Source organism: Kitasatospora phosalacinea, assembly GCF_000716545.1.
GTDB classification, from domain to species: domain Bacteria; phylum Actinomycetota; class Actinomycetes; order Streptomycetales; family Streptomycetaceae; genus Kitasatospora; species Kitasatospora phosalacinea.
This window is the reverse complement of sequence record NZ_JNWZ01000056.1, coordinates 31,745-45,505: the sequence shown is the minus strand read 5'-3', so window position 1 is coordinate 45,505 and position 13,761 is coordinate 31,745. Positions and strand designations below refer to the sequence as shown.

Genomic DNA, 13,761 nt, shown 5'->3' with positions numbered 1-13,761 from the left:
TTCGCCTACAACACCGCCGCCCTGCCCCTGGCCGCCACCGGACTCCTCAACCCCATGATCGCCGGCGCCGCCATGGCCTTCTCCTCGGTCTTCGTGGTCGGCAACAGCCTGCGCCTGCGGACCTTCAAGGCCCGCTGAACCGTCCGAGCACCGATCGGTCCGGCCCGGGAGCCCCCTCCTCGGGCCGGACCGGTCAGTTTCCGAGAAGCCCCCGGCCCCGGCCCGTTCCTAGGATTGGGGACGTCAGCAGGGAACGGGAACGGGAGGACCGGTCATGGCGGAGAAGCACGAGGGTTTCACGGCGGACGAGCGCGCGGCGATGAAGGAGCGCGCCAGGGAGCTGAAGGCGGAGTCCAAGCGGGCGTCGGCGGCGGCGAAGGCCGCCGAGGCGGAGAAGGACCTGCTGGAGAAGATCGACGAGATGCCGGAGGAGGACCGGGTGCTGGCCCGGCGCTTCCACGAGATCGTCACCGAGGTCGCGCCGCAGCTGGCCCCGAAGACCTGGTACGGCATGCCGGCCTACAACAACGCGGACGGCAAGCCGGTGTGCTTCTTCCAGAGCGCCGCCAAGTTCAAGTCCCGCTACGCGATGATCGGTTTCAGCGACAACGCCAAGCTGGACGACGGCGCGATGTGGCCCACCTACTTCGCGATCGCCGAGCTGGGCGAGGCGGAGGCGGCCCGGGTCGCCGAGCTGGTCGAGCGCGCGGCGTCCTGAGCCGCCGTCAGCCGGTCCGGCGTCAGCGTCCGGCGAACAGGCCGTTGAGGGTGCCGTAGTCGAGCGCGCCGTCCAGCGTCCCGTACGTGCCGGGGCCGAGCAGTTCGGCGGCGGCCCGGTGGGCGGCGGTGTACGCGGCCTGGGCGAGCGCGGTGCCCAGGCTGATCCGGCGGACCCCGGCGGCGGCGAGCTCCGCGACGGTCGGGCCGCCCGGGACGGCCATCGCGTTGACCGGCAGCGGGGACGCGGCGGTCAGCTCCTTCAGCGCGGCGAGGTCGAGCAGGCCGGGGACGAACAGCGAGTCGGCCCCGGCCGCCGCGTACGCCCCGGCCCGGCGCAGCACCTCCGCCGGGCGGTCCCGCTCGGCGCCGATGCCGAACAGGTGGACGTCGGTGCGGGCGTTGACCAGCAGCCCCGGCAGTCCGGCCTCGGTGGCGGCCGTCCGGGCGGCGCGCAGCCGGGCGGACTGCTCGTCGACGGTGAACAGCGGGCCGCCGGGGGCCGTCGAGTCCTCCAGGTTGACGCCGACCGCGCCCGCCGCGACCACCGCGCGGACGGTCTCCGCCACGTCCTCGGGGGCCGGCCCGTAGCCGCCCTCGACGTCGGCGGTCACCGGGACGTCCACGGCGGCGGCGATCCGGCGCACCATCTCGGCCATCGCCGCCCGGTCCAGGCCCTGCCCGTCGCCGCGCCCCGCCGACCAGGAGACGCCGCCGCTGGTGGTGGCGATCGCGGACGCCCCGGCCGAGGCGATCACCGCCGCGCTGCCCGCGTCCCAGGCGTTGGGCAGCAGCAGCGGCGCGTCGGCGGCGGCCAGCGCGCGCAGGGCGGCGGCGTGCTCGGCGGAACGGGCGGGGAGGGTGTGGTTCGGCATGGGGGGCTCGCTTCCGGTGCGGTGCTCGGGGTGACGCGACCATCCTGGCGGAGCCGACCGGGCGGGGCCGACTGATTAAGCTGGGGCCGAATCGGCGGTGGCGTACGGCGGAGGTGGCGGGGTGCGGACGGGGCTGCCGCTGTCGGTGGGCGACCTGGCGCTGACCAGGTTCGCGGTCTCACCGATGTGGGAGGTGGTCGCCGCCTTCCGTGCGCTGGCCGCCGACCCGGTGCCCGCGCCGCACCGCCGCTGGGCCGCGCAGGTCCGGCCGCGGCTGGCCGCCGCCGGGCTGGACCGGGGCTGGCTGGCCGAGCTGATCCCGCCGCACGGGCACCTGCCGGACTTCCTCAACCCCGTCCCCGGCGTGCCGGTCGCCGAGCTGGCGGCCGAACTGGCGGCGATCCGGGCCACCGGGCCCGAACTGCTCCGGCACGACCTGGACTGCCTGCGCACCGACCTGGGCGCCCGGGGCGGCGGGCGGGGCGTCCGGGCCGGCGGGCGGGGCGTCCGGGCCGGCGGGCGGCTGCGCGTGCTGGAGCGCGAACCCGAGCAGGCGCTGCGCCGGATCACCGTCGAGATCGAGGCGTTCTGGCAGCTCGCCCTGGCCCCGTACTGGTCGCGGATCCGCGCGGTGCTGGAGGCGGACGTCCTGCGGCGGGCCCGGCAGGCCGCCGAGCGGGGCAGCGCGGCGATGCTCGGCGAACTGCACGGCACGGCGCGCTGGGCGGACGGCACCCTGCACCTGTCGGAGCGGCACTGCGCCGTCACCCGGATCGCGACCGGCGCCGGGCTGCTGCTGGTGCCCTCGGTGTTCGCCTGGCCCCGGCTGCTGACCCGCACCGTCGCCCCCGACCCCCCGCAGCTGTGCTACCCCGCGCTGGCCGCCGCGACCGTCTGGGAGCACCGCCCGGGCCCGCGCGCCGAAGCGCTCGCACCGGTGCTCGGCCGCACCCGCACCCTGCTGCTGGCCGAGCTCGACGCGCCCGCCTCCACCACCGAACTCGCCGCCCGCTGCGGGCTCTCCGCCCCGGCGGTGTCCCAGCACCTCACCGCGCTGCGCGCCGCCGGGCTGGTCTCCTCGCACCGGGCCGGGCGCTGCGTGCTGTACGCCCGGACCGGTGTCGCGGACGCCTGGTTGGACGTCCTGCCCTGATCTCACCCCCCGTACGCGCGGAGGGTGAGCAGGGCGGCCAGGGTGACGCCCGGGCGGGCCTCGTTCTCGGTGGCGGCGGACCAGCGGGCCCAGTTGACCGGCCAGCCGCCGTCCGGGAGTTGGGCGGCGGCGAGGTGGTCGAGGCCGCGTTCGAGTTCGGCGTCGGTGAACCAGGCGCGGGCCAGGCTGTCCGGGCGGGACGCGTAGTCGTGCGGGAAGTGGAACTCGCCGGGCGCGTAGCCGGGGGCGAGCCGGGCCTGCTCGGGGCGGGCCGGGTCGAGCAGCACCAACCGCTGCTCGCGCACCGACTCGCCCAGCCGGGCGGCCTGTTCGGCGGCCCAGGCCCGGTCCGGCGCGGCGTCCAGGAAGCCGACGGCGGTGATCACCTCGTACGGGTGGGTGGTGCCGATCGCCTCGATCGCCCGGCGGCAGAAGGCCTCCGCGCCGGTCAGCCAGGGGTGGCGCAGGCCGGCCCGGAGCAGCGGGGCGGCGATCTGGCCGGTGGAGAGCAGTTCGGCGGGAGGGTCGTCGGCGATCGGCAGGAAGGGCGGGTGCGGGTAGCGGCGCAGGCTGGGCAGGACGGCCGGGACGCCGCCGTCCGGGGTGGTCGACGTGGCCGCCCAGTCGCAGAGTTCGGCACCGCGCGGGCCGTCCAGGGCGCCGGCCTCGGCGAGGATCCGGGCGGCCGCGCCGGCCGCGAGCGGTTGGGCGGCGGGGCCCCGGACGTCCGGTTCCAGGCCGTACGCCCAGCCGCCGTCCGGGGCCCGGTAGGCGTCCAGGGCGGCGAGGACGCCGGCCGGGTCGGGGGCGGGGCCGAAGAGGTGCGCGAAGCGCCGCTGTTCGAGGACCCGGCCCGCCGTCCACAGGTAGTCGGCTGCCCGCCCGATCGTGCTGTCGTCGATGCGTGTCACGGCCCGACCGTACGGGCCGGAGGGGATTTCCGCACGGACCGATGAGTTCCGCCGGTGCGCCTCGTCCATCCCTGTGACAGCAACAGGCAGCGCGGCGAGCAGCGCGCGGAACGGACGGAGCGGCAGGATGGGCGAGCAGAGGACGGGCGTCAAGGGACCGGCGAGCTACTTCCCCTCGATCGAGCAGAAGTACGGGCGTCCGATCGCCGAATGGCAGCAGTTGATCATCGACTCGCCGCTGACCAAGCACATGGAACTGGTCGGCTGGCTCAAGTCCGAGTACGGGCTCGGCCACGGCCACGCCAACGCGCTGGTCGCGCACACCCTCGCCACCGCGGGCAAGTAACCACCGACGTTCACAGGGGAGTTGGAATGACCGAGTACACGACCTCCGCCGACGGCACCCGCATCGCCTACCAGGTGGCCGGGGACGCCGGCCCGGCCGTGGTGATCGTGGACGGCGCGATGTGCCACCGCGCGTTCGGGCCCTCGGGCGGGCTGGCCGCCGAACTCGCCGACGCGCACCGGGTGTTCAGCTACGACCGGCGCGGCCGCGGCGAGAGCGGCGCCGGCGGGCCGTACGCCGTGCGGCGGGAGGTGGAGGACCTGGCGGCGCTCGTCGCGGCGGCGGGCGGCCGGGCGACGCTGCTGGGCCTGTCCTCCGGCGCGGCCCTGGCGCTGCGGGCCGCCGGGGCGGGCGTCGGGGTGGAGCGGGTGGTGGCGTACGAGCCGCCGTTCAGCACCTCCGAGGAGCAGCGGGCCCGGTTCAAGGAGTACCGCGCGGGCGTCGAACAGGACGTGCTGGCGGGCGAGCCGGGCGAGGCGGTGGCCCGGTTCATGGCCTTCGTCGGCACCCCCGGACCGATGGTCGCGCAGCTGCGCGAGTCGCCGGCGTGGCCGGCCTTCCTGGCGGTGGGGCCGACGCTGGTGAACGACGCCGAGGTGCTGGACGGTGCGGAGGGCGCGCCGGTGCCCGCCGGGCTGCTGGCCGGGCTGCCGGTGCCGGTGCTGGTGGCCGACGGCGGGCTGAGCCCGGCCCTGCTGCGGGACGCGGCCGCCGCGACGGCCGCCGCCGCGAACGCCTCCGCCGGGGGTGCCGAGTACCGCACCCTGGAGGGGCAGACCCACGAGGTCGCGCCGGAGGTACTGGCGCCGGTGGTGGCCGAGTTCATCGCCCGGGGCGCCCAGGGCTGAGCCCGGGCCGAACCGGGCCGGGGCTGGGACAGGACAGGGCCGGACCGGGCTGGGGCAGGACCGGGCTGGGACAGGGCTGGGACAGGGCTGGGACAGGGCTGGGGCGGGCCCGGGCCGTCAGGGCGCGTCGACCAGGCGGCGCAGCAGTCGGCTGAGCCCGTCCCCGTCGAGGGCCGGTGAGCCGTGGGCGGCGGGGGCGAAGAAGGCGCGGTCGACGGCCTCGACGGCCGGGATCGCGGCGCGGGCGAGGGCGACGCCGCGCGGGGTGATGCGCAGGCGGCGGGCCCGGGTGTCGTCCGGGTCGGTGGTGCGGTCGAGCAGGCCCTTGGCCTCCAGCTTCCGCACCACCTGGGAGGTGGTGCGGACATCGGTCCCGGCCTGCGCGGAGAGCTCCTGCTGGTTGGGGGTCTCGCCCCGTTCGTTGAGCCACCAGGCGCAGGAGAGCAGCACGAACTGCGGGTGCGTCAGGTCGTGCGGGGCGAGGGCGGCGGCGACCTCACGCTGCCAGCGCAGGGTGGTGTGCCACAGCCAGAACCCGGGGCTGTTCGCCGGGCCCTCGACCAGTCCGTCCATGCCGCTCTCTCCTCCGCGCGTTCCAGTCGCTCCGGCCGCTCCGGCCGGACAGTCAAGCACGGCCCGGCGGTCAGACGGTCCGTCCGGGCCGCTCGGGCCGCTCGGCGCGGGCGAGCAGGGCCGCCATCGCCTCCGGGAAGTCCTCGGTGATCATCGGGCCGAGTTCGGGGCCGAGCAGGGCGGCGTCCGGGCCGGTGATCTCCAGGCGGTGGACCACCCGGGTGCCGCCGCCGGGGAGGGCGGTGAGGGTGTGCGAGAAGTCCAGCACCGCGCCGCCGAACTCGGTCCGGTCGGCGTAGGCGCGCTCCGGCTCGATCCGGGTGATGACGGAGACGATCGGCTGCTGCCCGGCGGGCGTCATCGTGACCTTGCCGCCGACCTCGAACGGGCCGTCCAGGGCGACCGCCTCCATCGAGGTGTCCCAGTCCGTCCAGTTGTCCAGGTCGCTGAGCACGGCCCAGACGGCGTGCGGCGCGGCGGCGGTCTCGGCGGTGTACTCGTGCTGCCACATGGCGGTTCCCCCTGGTTCGGCGGCCGGGCGGCCGACTCCGCCCGACTTCATCTACGCAGAGATTATCTCCGCAGGGATCATCGCCGCAAGGCAGGGGCGCGCACCGCGTGCGACGGGGCGGAAAGGCACTGCACCGGCTTCCCCGGCCCTGCTACGGTCGGGACGAATCCACCCCGCCGAAACCGTTGCGACCCGAGGAGAACCGACTCCGATGCATGATGCCCGCGTCCTGATCGACCTGGGGGACGAAGCCGTCCGACTGCTGGCGCGTCGTGGCTACCGGCTCGACCTGTCCGCGCTGGAGGCACTGCAGTCCCGCCGCAACAGCGGCATCCAGGCCGGCGACGAACTGCGGGCCCGCTCGAAGCAGGTCGCCCAGGAGGTGCAGCGCACCGCGAAGCAGGGCGGGGACGTCACCGAGCTGAAGGAGACCGCCCGGGCGCTGAAGGAGCAGGTTCAGCAGAACGAGGCGGAGTTGGAGCAGGTCCAGCAGGAGCTGACCGACCTGCTGCTGACCATCCCCAACCTGCCGGCCGACGAGGCCCCCGACGGCTTCTCCGACGAGGACGCCCGCGAGCTGCGCCGGGTCGGCGAGCCGCAGCGCTTCGGCTTCGCCCCCAAGGACCACGTCGACCTCGGCGAGACCATGGGCATCATGGACTTCGGCCGGGCCACCAAGTTGTCAGGCTCGCGCTTCAGCGTGCTGCGCGGCGCCGGCGCCGCCCTGGAACGGGCCATCGTCGCCCTGCTGCTGGACGTGCACACCCGCCGCCACGGGTACGTCGAGCACTCGGTGCCGTACCTGGTGAACCGGCGCACCATGACCGGCACCGGGCAGCTGCCGAAGTTCGAGGAGGACCTGTTCAAGACCGGCGTCGCCGACCGGGACCTCTTCCTGATCCCGACCGCCGAGGTCCCGCTGACCAACCTGTACGCGGACGAGATCGTCCCGCCGGCCGACCTGCCGCTGGCACTCACCGCGCACACCCCGTGCTTCCGCTCGGAGGCCGGCTCCTACGGGCGCGACACCCGCGGCCTGATCCGGCTGCACCAGTTCTCGAAGGTCGAGATGGTGCGGATCTGCGCGGCCGAGCAGTCCCGGGAGCAGATGCAGCTGATGGTCTCGCACGCCGAAACCTGCCTCCAGGAACTCGAACTCGCCTACCGCGTCGTGGCGCTGGCCGCCGGCGACACCGGCTTCTCCGCTCGGCTGACGTACGACCTGGAGGTGTGGCTCCCCAGCCAGGACACCTACCGGGAGATCTCCTCGGTGTCGGACTTCGGCACCTTCCAGGGCCGCCGGGCCGGCATCCGCACCCGGGACGAGAAGGGCAAGCCGACCCCGGCCGCCACCGTCAACGGCTCCGGCCTGCCGCTGGGCCGCACCATCGCGGCAGTGCTGGAACAGCACCAGCAGGCCGACGGCTCGGTGCTGCTGCCCAAGGCGCTGCACCCGTACCTGGGCTTCGCCCGGATCGCCGCCGACGGCACGCCCGTCGCGGAGTAAGGCTGCCGGAGCGGCCGGTGGCGCGCGGCGGTCGGCCGCGCGCCACCGGCGCGCTCGGGCTCGGCGTTCAGTCACCGGTACCGCGTCACCGGTACCGCGTCACCGGTACCGCGTCACCGGTACGCGAGCGTCGACGCTCACGCACCGGCGTTCACGCACCGGTGGGAACCCGAGCGACGACCCGCCAGCCCGGCCCCTCCGGACCGGCCGCCAACTCGCCGCCGAGCGCGGCGATCCGCTCGCGCAGCACGGCGAGGCCGGTGCCGCCGCCCGGGTGCGGGCGGGGGTGGGCGGGGCCGTCGTCGGTGACGGTGGCGGTGAGGCCGGTGCCGGGGGCGTGGGCGAGTACGACGGTGACGTGCCGCGCGGCGGGGGCGTGCCGGCGGACGTTGGTGAGCGCCTCCAGCACGACCCGGTAGGCGGCGTCCTCGACGGCGTCCGGCAGCGCGGGCAGTCCGGCCAGGCCGTGCAGCTCCGGCGGGGTCGCGGAGTCGCCGAGCAGTTCCGGGAGTTCGGCCAGTGCGTGGCGGCGGGGCGTAGCGCCTCCGGGATCCCGCAGGGCGTCCAGGGTGTGGTCCATGGAGGCGAGGGCGCGCTGCCCGGCGGCCTCCAGCCGGGCCAGCAGCCGGTCGTCCTCCGCCTCGTCGCGGCCGCCGGCGAACCGTGCGGCCTGCACCTCCAGCAGGATGCCGGTCAGCTCGTGGGCGACGTAGTCGTGCAGGTCCCGGGCGACGGCCAGGCGCTGTTCGCGGCGGGCGTCGTCGACCGCGCGGGCCCGGCGCTCGTCCTGCCGGCGCAGGTACAGGCCGGTGCCGACGGCGGCGGCGACCGGGAAGGCGGCGAGGAACAGCCCGGCGACCGAGGCGTCCAGCGGCGCCGGCTGCCGGAGCGTGAACCGCAGCGGCAGCGCCGGCGCCGCGAACGCCCCCAGCCCGCCGCCCCACCAGACCCGGCGCCCCGGCAGGACGCGGACCGCGCGCACCGTCAGCACCAGCAGCGCCGCGTACTCGACCGGCATCCAGAGCAGTGTCAGCCCGTTCTCGCCGACGTAGCCGACGTAGCCGAGGTCGACGGCGAGCGACAGCCCGGCCGCCCCGAACACCGCCGACGGCCCGCCCAGGACGGTGAGCGCGAGCACCACGACGGCCGTCAGCGCCGGGATCCAGGACTGCCACGGGCCGAACGGAGCGGGTGCCAGCAGCAGCGGCGCGGCCGCGGCGGTCAGCACCCGGCGGGCGGTCACGGCAGGTCCGCCAGGTAACCCAGCTCGAACGCCCGCATCGCCACGCCCACCCGGTTGCGGACGCCCAACTTGCGCTGCACGTGCGCGACGTGCGTCTTGACGGTGCCCGGCGAGATGAACAGCGCGGCCGCGATGTCGGCGTTGGTGCGGCCCTCGGCGACCTCCCGGACGATCTCGATCTCGCGCGGGGTGAGCGGCTCCGGCAGCGGTTCGGCGTCCGGGCGGCGGCCGGTGACGTGGCGCAGCAGCCGGACGGTCACGGACGGGCTGATCAGGCTGTCCCCCGCCACGGCGGCGCGCACCGCCTCGATCAGCAGCGCCGGCCCCGAGCGCTTGAGCAGGAAGCCGGACGCGCCGCCGCGCAGCGCCGGGTACACGTACTCGTCCAGGTCGAAGGTGGTCACCACGACCACCTTGACCTGCGGGTCGGCGCCCGGCCCGCACAGCCGCCGGACCACCTCCAGGCCGTCCATCCGGGGCATCCGGACGTCGACCAGGGCGACGTCGGGGCGCAGCGCCCGGGCGGCCTCGACGGTGGCGACGCCGTCGCCCGCCTCGCCGACCACCTCCAGGTCGGGCTGGGTCCCCAGGATCCGCCGCAGCCCTCGCCGCACCATCTCCTGGTCGTCGGCGATCAGCACCCGGATGGTCACCCGCGGATTCTGCCACAGGGGCACCCGTGGGGATGCGGGGCGCCGGGCGGGGTAGCTGACAGGACGTTACCGTCGATGGATGGGAGAGGCGGCGATGGTGGAGCAGCCGACGAGGGCGGTGTGGCTGGCCCGGGCGGCGATCGGCTGCGGGCTGCTGGCGGTACTGGTGCTGGCCGCCGGAGCCGGGTTGCGCGGGGCGCTGGTGGTCGCGGTCGGGGTGGCCGCGCTGGCGCTGATGGCGATCGGCGTGTGGTGGGCGCTGTCGCGGCGCGGGCCGCTGCGCTGGCTGGGGGTGCTGCTGGCGGCGGCGGCCCCGGCGGGGGCGGTGGTGCTGTACGTCGGCGGCGGGACGTGGCCGTGGGTGCTGGGCGCGGTGGCGCTGTGGGCGGTCGGCCTGTGGCTGGCCCGGGTGGCGCTGCGTTCGGCCCGGGGCGCGAAGGAGATGCCGGAGCGGGAGGTGGACGCGCCGCGCAGGCCCGTCCTGATCATGAACCCGAAGTCCGGCGGCGGGAAGGTGGAGAAGTTCCGGCTGGCGGAGCGGGCCCGCCGGTCGGGCGCGGAGGTCGTCCTGCTGGACCCGGACGCCCACCAGGACGTCGTGGAGCTGGCCGAGCGGGCCGTCGCGGACGGCGCGGACCTGCTGGGCGTGGCGGGCGGCGACGGCACCCAGGCGCTGGTCGCCCAGGTCGCGGCGCGGCACGGGCTGCCGTTCCTGGTGGTCTCGGCGGGCACCCGCAACCACTTCGCGCTCGACCTCGGCCTGGACCGCGACGACCCGGCGCGCTGCCTGGACGCGCTGACCGACGGCGTGGAACTGCGGGTCGACCTGGGCGAGGTCGCGGGCCGGGCCTTCGTCAACAACGTCTCCTTCGGCACCTACGCGGAGATCGTCCAGAACCCCGAGTACCGGGACGCGAAGACCTCCACCGTCCTGGCGATGCTGCCCGACCTGCTGGTCGGCTACGCGGGCGCGAAGCTCACCGCCGAGGTCGGCGGGGAGCTGCTGGAGCACCCGCAGGCCGTCCTGGTCAGCAACAACCCGTACGACGCGGGCGACCTGCTCGATCCGGGGCGGCGCTCGCGGATGGACCGCGGACGGCTGGGCGTGCTGGGCGTGCGGGTGGACGGCGCGGCGCAGGTCGCGGACCTGGCGCTGCGTGGTACGAGTGCCGAGGCGGTGTCGGTGCTGGCCGGCCGCGAGGTGCTGGTCACGGCGGACGTGCCGAGCATCCCGGTCGCGGTGGACGGCGAGGCCCTGGAACTGGACGTCCCGGTGCGCTGCGTCATCCACCCCGGTGCGCTGCGGGTGCGCGTCCCGCGTGACCGGCCGGGCACGGTGGCCCCGGCTCCGGCCTTGAAATGGAGCCGCCTGGCGCACCTCGCGTCGGGCCGAACGAACACGAACGGCGGTGTGTGGTGAAGGCGTTGACGCAGTGGGTGCTGGCCGGGCAGCGAGTGGTCGCGGACCTGTCGGCGGTCGACCAGGCGGTGTACGTCGCGGTGGCCGCGACCCCGACGCCGACCCTGGACCTGCGGCTGCGGCAGCTGTCCACGGCGGCCAACCACTCGAAGATCTCGATCGCGGTGGCCTGCGGACTGGCCCTGGTGCCGGGACGGTCCCGGCGGGCGGCGGTGGTGGGGCTGGCGTCGGTGGCGACGGCCTCGGCGGCGGCGAACCTGCTGGGCAAGTCGCTGGCCCGGCGCAAGCGGCCGGACCGGGTGGCGGGCAAGGTGCCGGAGGCCCGGTTCGTGCCGATGCCGGAGTCGGCGTCCTTCCCCTCCGGGCACACCGCGTCCGCCTTCGCCTTCGCCACCGGGGTCGCCTCCCACCTGCCCTGGGCGGCGGCCCCCCTGGGCCTGCTGGCCGCCTCGGTCGGCTACTCCCGCGTCCACACCGGCGTGCACTACCCGGGCGACGTGGTCGCCGGCGCGCTGCTGGGAACGTTCGCGGGGAGCGTGGTGGCGGGCATCGACGAGTGGTGGCCGCAGCGCTGAGCGGCGGGAGGCGCGCGTTCCGGGCCTCCGACCGGCTGCTACGCCGCGAAGGAGGCGGCCAGGGCGGTCAGGGTCTCGCCGAGCGGGCGGTCGAGGCGGACGGCGGCCAGGTCGTCGCCGCGGGTGGTGCCCCGGGTGACGATGGCGACGGGTTTGCCGGTCTTCGCGGCGTGGCGGACGAAGCGCAGGCCCGACATCACGGCCAGCGAGGAGCCGAGGACGAGCAGGGCGCGGCCGTCGTCCACCAGGCGGTAGCAGTGCTCGACGCGGTCCTTGGGGACGCTCTCGCCGAAGAACACCACGTCCGGTTTGAGCACGCCGCCGCAGGAGGCGCAGGGGGCGACGGCGAACGAGGCGACCAGGTGGTCGGGGAGTTCGACGTCCCCGTCCGGGTTGATCCGCGAACCGGCGTCCCGGAAGGCCGGGTTGAGGGCGGCGAGGCGTTCGTCGAGGGCGGCGCGGGGGGTGACGGCGCGGCAGTCGAGGCAGACCACCCGGTCGAGGCCGCCGTGCAGTTCGACGGCGTCGGCGGTGCCGGCGGCGCGGTGCAGGCCGTCCACGTTCTGGGTGATCACGGCGGCGATCCGGCCGGCCTCGCGCAGCCGGGCCACCGCGAGGTGGCCGGCGTTCGGGCGGGCCCGGGCGATCACCGAGCGGCCGGCGTGGCTGCGCGCCCAGTAGCGGCGGCGGGCGTCCTCCCCCGCGACGAACTCCTGGTACGTCATCGGGGGGCGGTTGCGGCGCACGCCGTCCGGTCCGCGGTAGTCCGGGATGCCGGACTCGGTGGACAGCCCGGCCCCGCTCAGCACCACCACCCCGCCGCCCTCCAGCAGTCGGGCCACCTCGGGGAGTCCGTCCTCGTGCACGCTCATGCCGTCCATTGTGGAACGTCCGGCTCGGGAGCGGAGGAACCCGGCGGCCCAGGCAGTACCCCCACGCACCGCCCGGGCCGCCCCGGGTGCGGCCGTTCCGGCCCCCACAGCCCGAACTTCCGCTGCCTCCTTTGTACTTCCATTCACCACCTGGGCAGAAGGCGCGTACGGACCTTTCTTGGGAGCGCTTCCACGCGGCCACCGCGCGCCGGTCGGCCACCGCGCCGGAAACCGCCCCGCGCGGGCAGGTCGAAATGTCAACTCGCTTGTCATACAAGCAAGTTGACTGGAAACACGGAAGCGGTTCGAATGGTTCCGGAACCTGTCAGACCGAGCCTTCAGCACCGCCCCGGGAGCGACACCATGCACGTCACGCTGTTCCGCCGGGTCCGCCCGTTCGGCGGCCCGGTCACCGACCTGGTCGCCGTGGACGGCGTCCTGGCGGCCGGACCCCCGCCGGGCGCGCGCCCGTCCGTGGTGGAGGGCGGCGGCCGGATCGCGCTGCCGACGCTGGTGGACGCGCACGTCCACCCGGACAAGACCGGCTGGGGCGAGCCCTGGTACAGCCGCCGTCCGGCGCACAGCCTCCCGGAGTACGTGGCCGCCGACGTCGAGCTGTACGAGCACCAGCGCGCCCCGGTCGGCGTGCGCGCCCACCGGCTGCTCGCGCACGCCGTGACCCGGGGCACCCGGGCGGTGCGCGCGCACGTGGACGTCGCCCCCGCGTACGGCCTGGCCGGCGTCACCGGCCTGCGCGAGGCCGCCGAGCGGCTGGCCGGGAAGCTGGACGTGCAGTCGGTGGCGTTCCCGCAGCACGGCGTGGTGCGCACCCCGGGCGCGGCCGAGCTGCTGACCGAGGCGGCCCGCGAGCACCTGGTGGACGCGGTCGGCGGCATCGACCCGGCCGGGTTCGACGGCGGCGCCCCGGACGGCCACGAGCAGCTCGACCTGCTGTTCGGCCTCGCCGAGCGGTACGGCGTGCTGCTCGACGTGCACCTGCACGACCGCGGCGCGGCCGGCCTGGGCCCGCTGCGCGCGCTGGCCGAGCGGACGGTCGCGGCCGGGCTGCAGGGCCGGGTGACGGCCAGCCACGTGTTCTGCCTGCCCGGGCTGCCGCCCGCCGAACTCGACGCGGTGGCCGACCTGTTGGCGGCGGCCGGGATCGCGCTGACCACCGTCGCCCCGTCCGCGCACCAGGTGCTGCCGTTCCGCGAGCTGCGGGCCCGCGGCCTGCGGGTCGGCCTCGGCTCGGACGGCGTCCGGGACTCCTGGAGCCCGTACGGCAACGCCGACATGCTGCACCGGGCGCACCTGCTGGGCTGGACCACCGACGCCCGCACCGACGCGGAGCTGACCGACTGCCTGGAGCTGGCCGCGCACGGCGGCGCCGAGCTGCTCGGCCTGCCGAGGGCCGACCTGGCGCCCGGCTCGCCCGCCGACTTCCTGCTGGTGGACGGCGAGTGCGTCCCGCAGGTGGTGGTCGACCTGCCGCCGCGCGAGCTGGTGGTGAAGGCCGGCCGGGTGGTCGCCGAGCACGGGAGGCTGGTCGGCTGAGGC

Annotated in this window: 15 protein-coding genes; 8 read left to right on the top strand and 7 right to left on the bottom strand. The window is 75.9% G+C overall.

Annotation, left to right across the window (positions count from 1 at the left end):
* Window positions 1-274: 274 nt before the first annotated feature.
* Complete coding sequence (locus OO48_RS25195) at window positions 275-718, top strand: iron chaperone (protein WP_033220186.1); 444 nt, start codon at window positions 275-277, stop codon at window positions 716-718.
* Between the two features lie 22 nt (window positions 719-740).
* Here OO48_RS25195 and OO48_RS25190 read toward each other — a convergent pair whose 3' ends face one another.
* Window positions 741-1,592, bottom strand: coding sequence for an isocitrate lyase/PEP mutase family protein (locus OO48_RS25190; RefSeq protein WP_033220184.1), 852 nt, complete (start codon window positions 1,590-1,592; stop codon window positions 741-743).
* 121 nt (window positions 1,593-1,713) lie between these two features.
* Here OO48_RS25190 and OO48_RS25185 point away from each other — a divergent pair, with 121 nt between their 5' ends.
* A complete protein-coding gene (locus OO48_RS25185; protein ID WP_033220183.1) occupies window positions 1,714-2,745 on the top strand; it encodes an ArsR/SmtB family transcription factor in 1,032 nt (343 codons plus the stop codon).
* Window positions 2,746-2,747: 2 nt separating this feature from the next.
* Here OO48_RS25185 and OO48_RS25180 read toward each other — a convergent pair whose 3' ends face one another.
* Complete coding sequence (locus OO48_RS25180) at window positions 2,748-3,656, bottom strand: hypothetical protein (RefSeq protein ID WP_033220181.1); 909 nt, start codon at window positions 3,654-3,656, stop codon at window positions 2,748-2,750.
* Window positions 3,657-3,783: 127 nt separating this feature from the next.
* Here OO48_RS25180 and OO48_RS25175 point away from each other — a divergent pair, with 127 nt between their 5' ends.
* Both OO48_RS25175 and OO48_RS25170 read left to right on the top strand, forming a co-directional pair.
* On the top strand, window positions 3,784-4,002 hold the full coding sequence (locus OO48_RS25175; RefSeq protein WP_033220179.1) for a DUF4287 domain-containing protein: 219 nt from the start codon (window positions 3,784-3,786) through the stop codon (window positions 4,000-4,002).
* Between the two features lie 26 nt (window positions 4,003-4,028).
* Window positions 4,029-4,850 carry an alpha/beta fold hydrolase gene (locus OO48_RS25170; RefSeq protein ID WP_033220177.1) on the top strand — a complete coding sequence of 274 codons (822 nt, stop codon included), beginning with the start codon at window positions 4,029-4,031 and terminating at the stop codon, window positions 4,848-4,850.
* Between the two features lie 117 nt (window positions 4,851-4,967).
* Here OO48_RS25170 and OO48_RS25165 read toward each other — a convergent pair whose 3' ends face one another.
* Together OO48_RS25165 and OO48_RS25160 are read right to left on the bottom strand one after the other, a co-directional pair.
* Window positions 4,968-5,423: a MarR family winged helix-turn-helix transcriptional regulator gene (locus OO48_RS25165; RefSeq protein ID WP_033220175.1), complete on the bottom strand. Its 456-nt coding sequence runs from the start codon at window positions 5,421-5,423 to the stop codon at window positions 4,968-4,970.
* A 70-nt stretch (window positions 5,424-5,493) separates the two neighbouring features.
* Window positions 5,494-5,934 carry an SRPBCC family protein gene (locus OO48_RS25160; protein WP_033220173.1) on the bottom strand — a complete coding sequence of 147 codons (441 nt, stop codon included), beginning with the start codon at window positions 5,932-5,934 and terminating at the stop codon, window positions 5,494-5,496.
* A gap of 211 nt (window positions 5,935-6,145) precedes the next feature.
* Here OO48_RS25160 and serS point away from each other — a divergent pair, with 211 nt between their 5' ends.
* On the top strand, window positions 6,146-7,441 hold the full coding sequence (gene serS / locus OO48_RS25155; RefSeq protein ID WP_033220171.1) for a serine--tRNA ligase: 1,296 nt from the start codon (window positions 6,146-6,148) through the stop codon (window positions 7,439-7,441).
* Between the two features lie 151 nt (window positions 7,442-7,592).
* On the opposite strand, the gene OO48_RS25150 is transcribed toward serS, so the two are convergent.
* Window positions 7,593-8,684 carry a sensor histidine kinase gene (locus OO48_RS25150; protein WP_051732729.1) on the bottom strand — a complete coding sequence of 364 codons (1,092 nt, stop codon included), beginning with the start codon at window positions 8,682-8,684 and terminating at the stop codon, window positions 7,593-7,595.
* The gene (locus tag OO48_RS25145) at window positions 8,681-9,337 is read right to left on the bottom strand and encodes a response regulator (RefSeq protein WP_033220164.1); all 657 of its coding nucleotides are present in this window, start codon (window positions 9,335-9,337) and stop codon (window positions 8,681-8,683) included. The genes OO48_RS25150 and OO48_RS25145 overlap by 4 nt, the downstream gene beginning before the upstream one ends.
* Before the next feature lie 79 nt (window positions 9,338-9,416).
* Between OO48_RS25145 and OO48_RS25140 the strand changes: the two genes are divergently transcribed.
* Together OO48_RS25140 and OO48_RS25135 are read left to right on the top strand one after the other, a co-directional pair.
* Window positions 9,417-10,757, top strand: a complete 1,341-nt coding sequence (locus OO48_RS25140) for a diacylglycerol/lipid kinase family protein (RefSeq protein WP_051732727.1) — start codon at window positions 9,417-9,419, stop codon at window positions 10,755-10,757.
* Window positions 10,754-11,332 (top strand): phosphatase PAP2 family protein, encoded by a 579-nt coding sequence (locus OO48_RS25135; protein ID WP_051732732.1) that lies wholly within the window; start codon window positions 10,754-10,756, stop codon window positions 11,330-11,332. The genes OO48_RS25140 and OO48_RS25135 overlap by 4 nt, the downstream gene beginning before the upstream one ends.
* A 38-nt stretch (window positions 11,333-11,370) precedes the next feature.
* Here the strand turns inward: OO48_RS25135 and OO48_RS25130 are convergent, their stop codons facing one another.
* Window positions 11,371-12,213, bottom strand: a complete 843-nt coding sequence (locus OO48_RS25130) for an NAD-dependent protein deacetylase (protein WP_033220160.1) — start codon at window positions 12,211-12,213, stop codon at window positions 11,371-11,373.
* A 300-nt stretch (window positions 12,214-12,513) separates the two neighbouring features.
* Here OO48_RS25130 and OO48_RS25125 point away from each other — a divergent pair, with 300 nt between their 5' ends.
* Window positions 12,514-13,758 carry an amidohydrolase gene (locus OO48_RS25125; protein ID WP_051732725.1) on the top strand — a complete coding sequence of 415 codons (1,245 nt, stop codon included), beginning with the start codon at window positions 12,514-12,516 and terminating at the stop codon, window positions 13,756-13,758.
* Window positions 13,759-13,761: the final 3 nt, after the last annotated feature.

What these genes read in the sequence shown, in the direction of transcription:
- OO48_RS25195 (WP_033220186.1), top strand. Translation starts at nt 275, where the DNA reads ATGGCGGAGAAGCACGAGGGTTTCACGGCGGACGAGCGCGCGGCGATG.
- OO48_RS25190 (WP_033220184.1), bottom strand. Translation starts at nt 1,592, where the DNA reads ATGCCGAACCACACCCTCCCCGCCCGTTCCGCCGAGCACGCCGCCGCC.
- OO48_RS25175 (WP_033220179.1), top strand. Translation starts at nt 3,784, where the DNA reads ATGGGCGAGCAGAGGACGGGCGTCAAGGGACCGGCGAGCTACTTCCCC.
- OO48_RS25170 (WP_033220177.1), top strand. Translation starts at nt 4,029, where the DNA reads ATGACCGAGTACACGACCTCCGCCGACGGCACCCGCATCGCCTACCAG.
- OO48_RS25165 (WP_033220175.1), bottom strand. Translation starts at nt 5,423, where the DNA reads ATGGACGGACTGGTCGAGGGCCCGGCGAACAGCCCCGGGTTCTGGCTG.
- OO48_RS25160 (WP_033220173.1), bottom strand. Translation starts at nt 5,934, where the DNA reads ATGTGGCAGCACGAGTACACCGCCGAGACCGCCGCCGCGCCGCACGCC.
- serS (WP_033220171.1), top strand. Translation starts at nt 6,146, where the DNA reads ATGCATGATGCCCGCGTCCTGATCGACCTGGGGGACGAAGCCGTCCGA.
- OO48_RS25140 (WP_051732727.1), top strand. Translation starts at nt 9,417, where the DNA reads ATGGGAGAGGCGGCGATGGTGGAGCAGCCGACGAGGGCGGTGTGGCTG.
- OO48_RS25130 (WP_033220160.1), bottom strand. Translation starts at nt 12,213, where the DNA reads ATGGACGGCATGAGCGTGCACGAGGACGGACTCCCCGAGGTGGCCCGA.
- OO48_RS25125 (WP_051732725.1), top strand. Translation starts at nt 12,514, where the DNA reads ATGGTTCCGGAACCTGTCAGACCGAGCCTTCAGCACCGCCCCGGGAGC.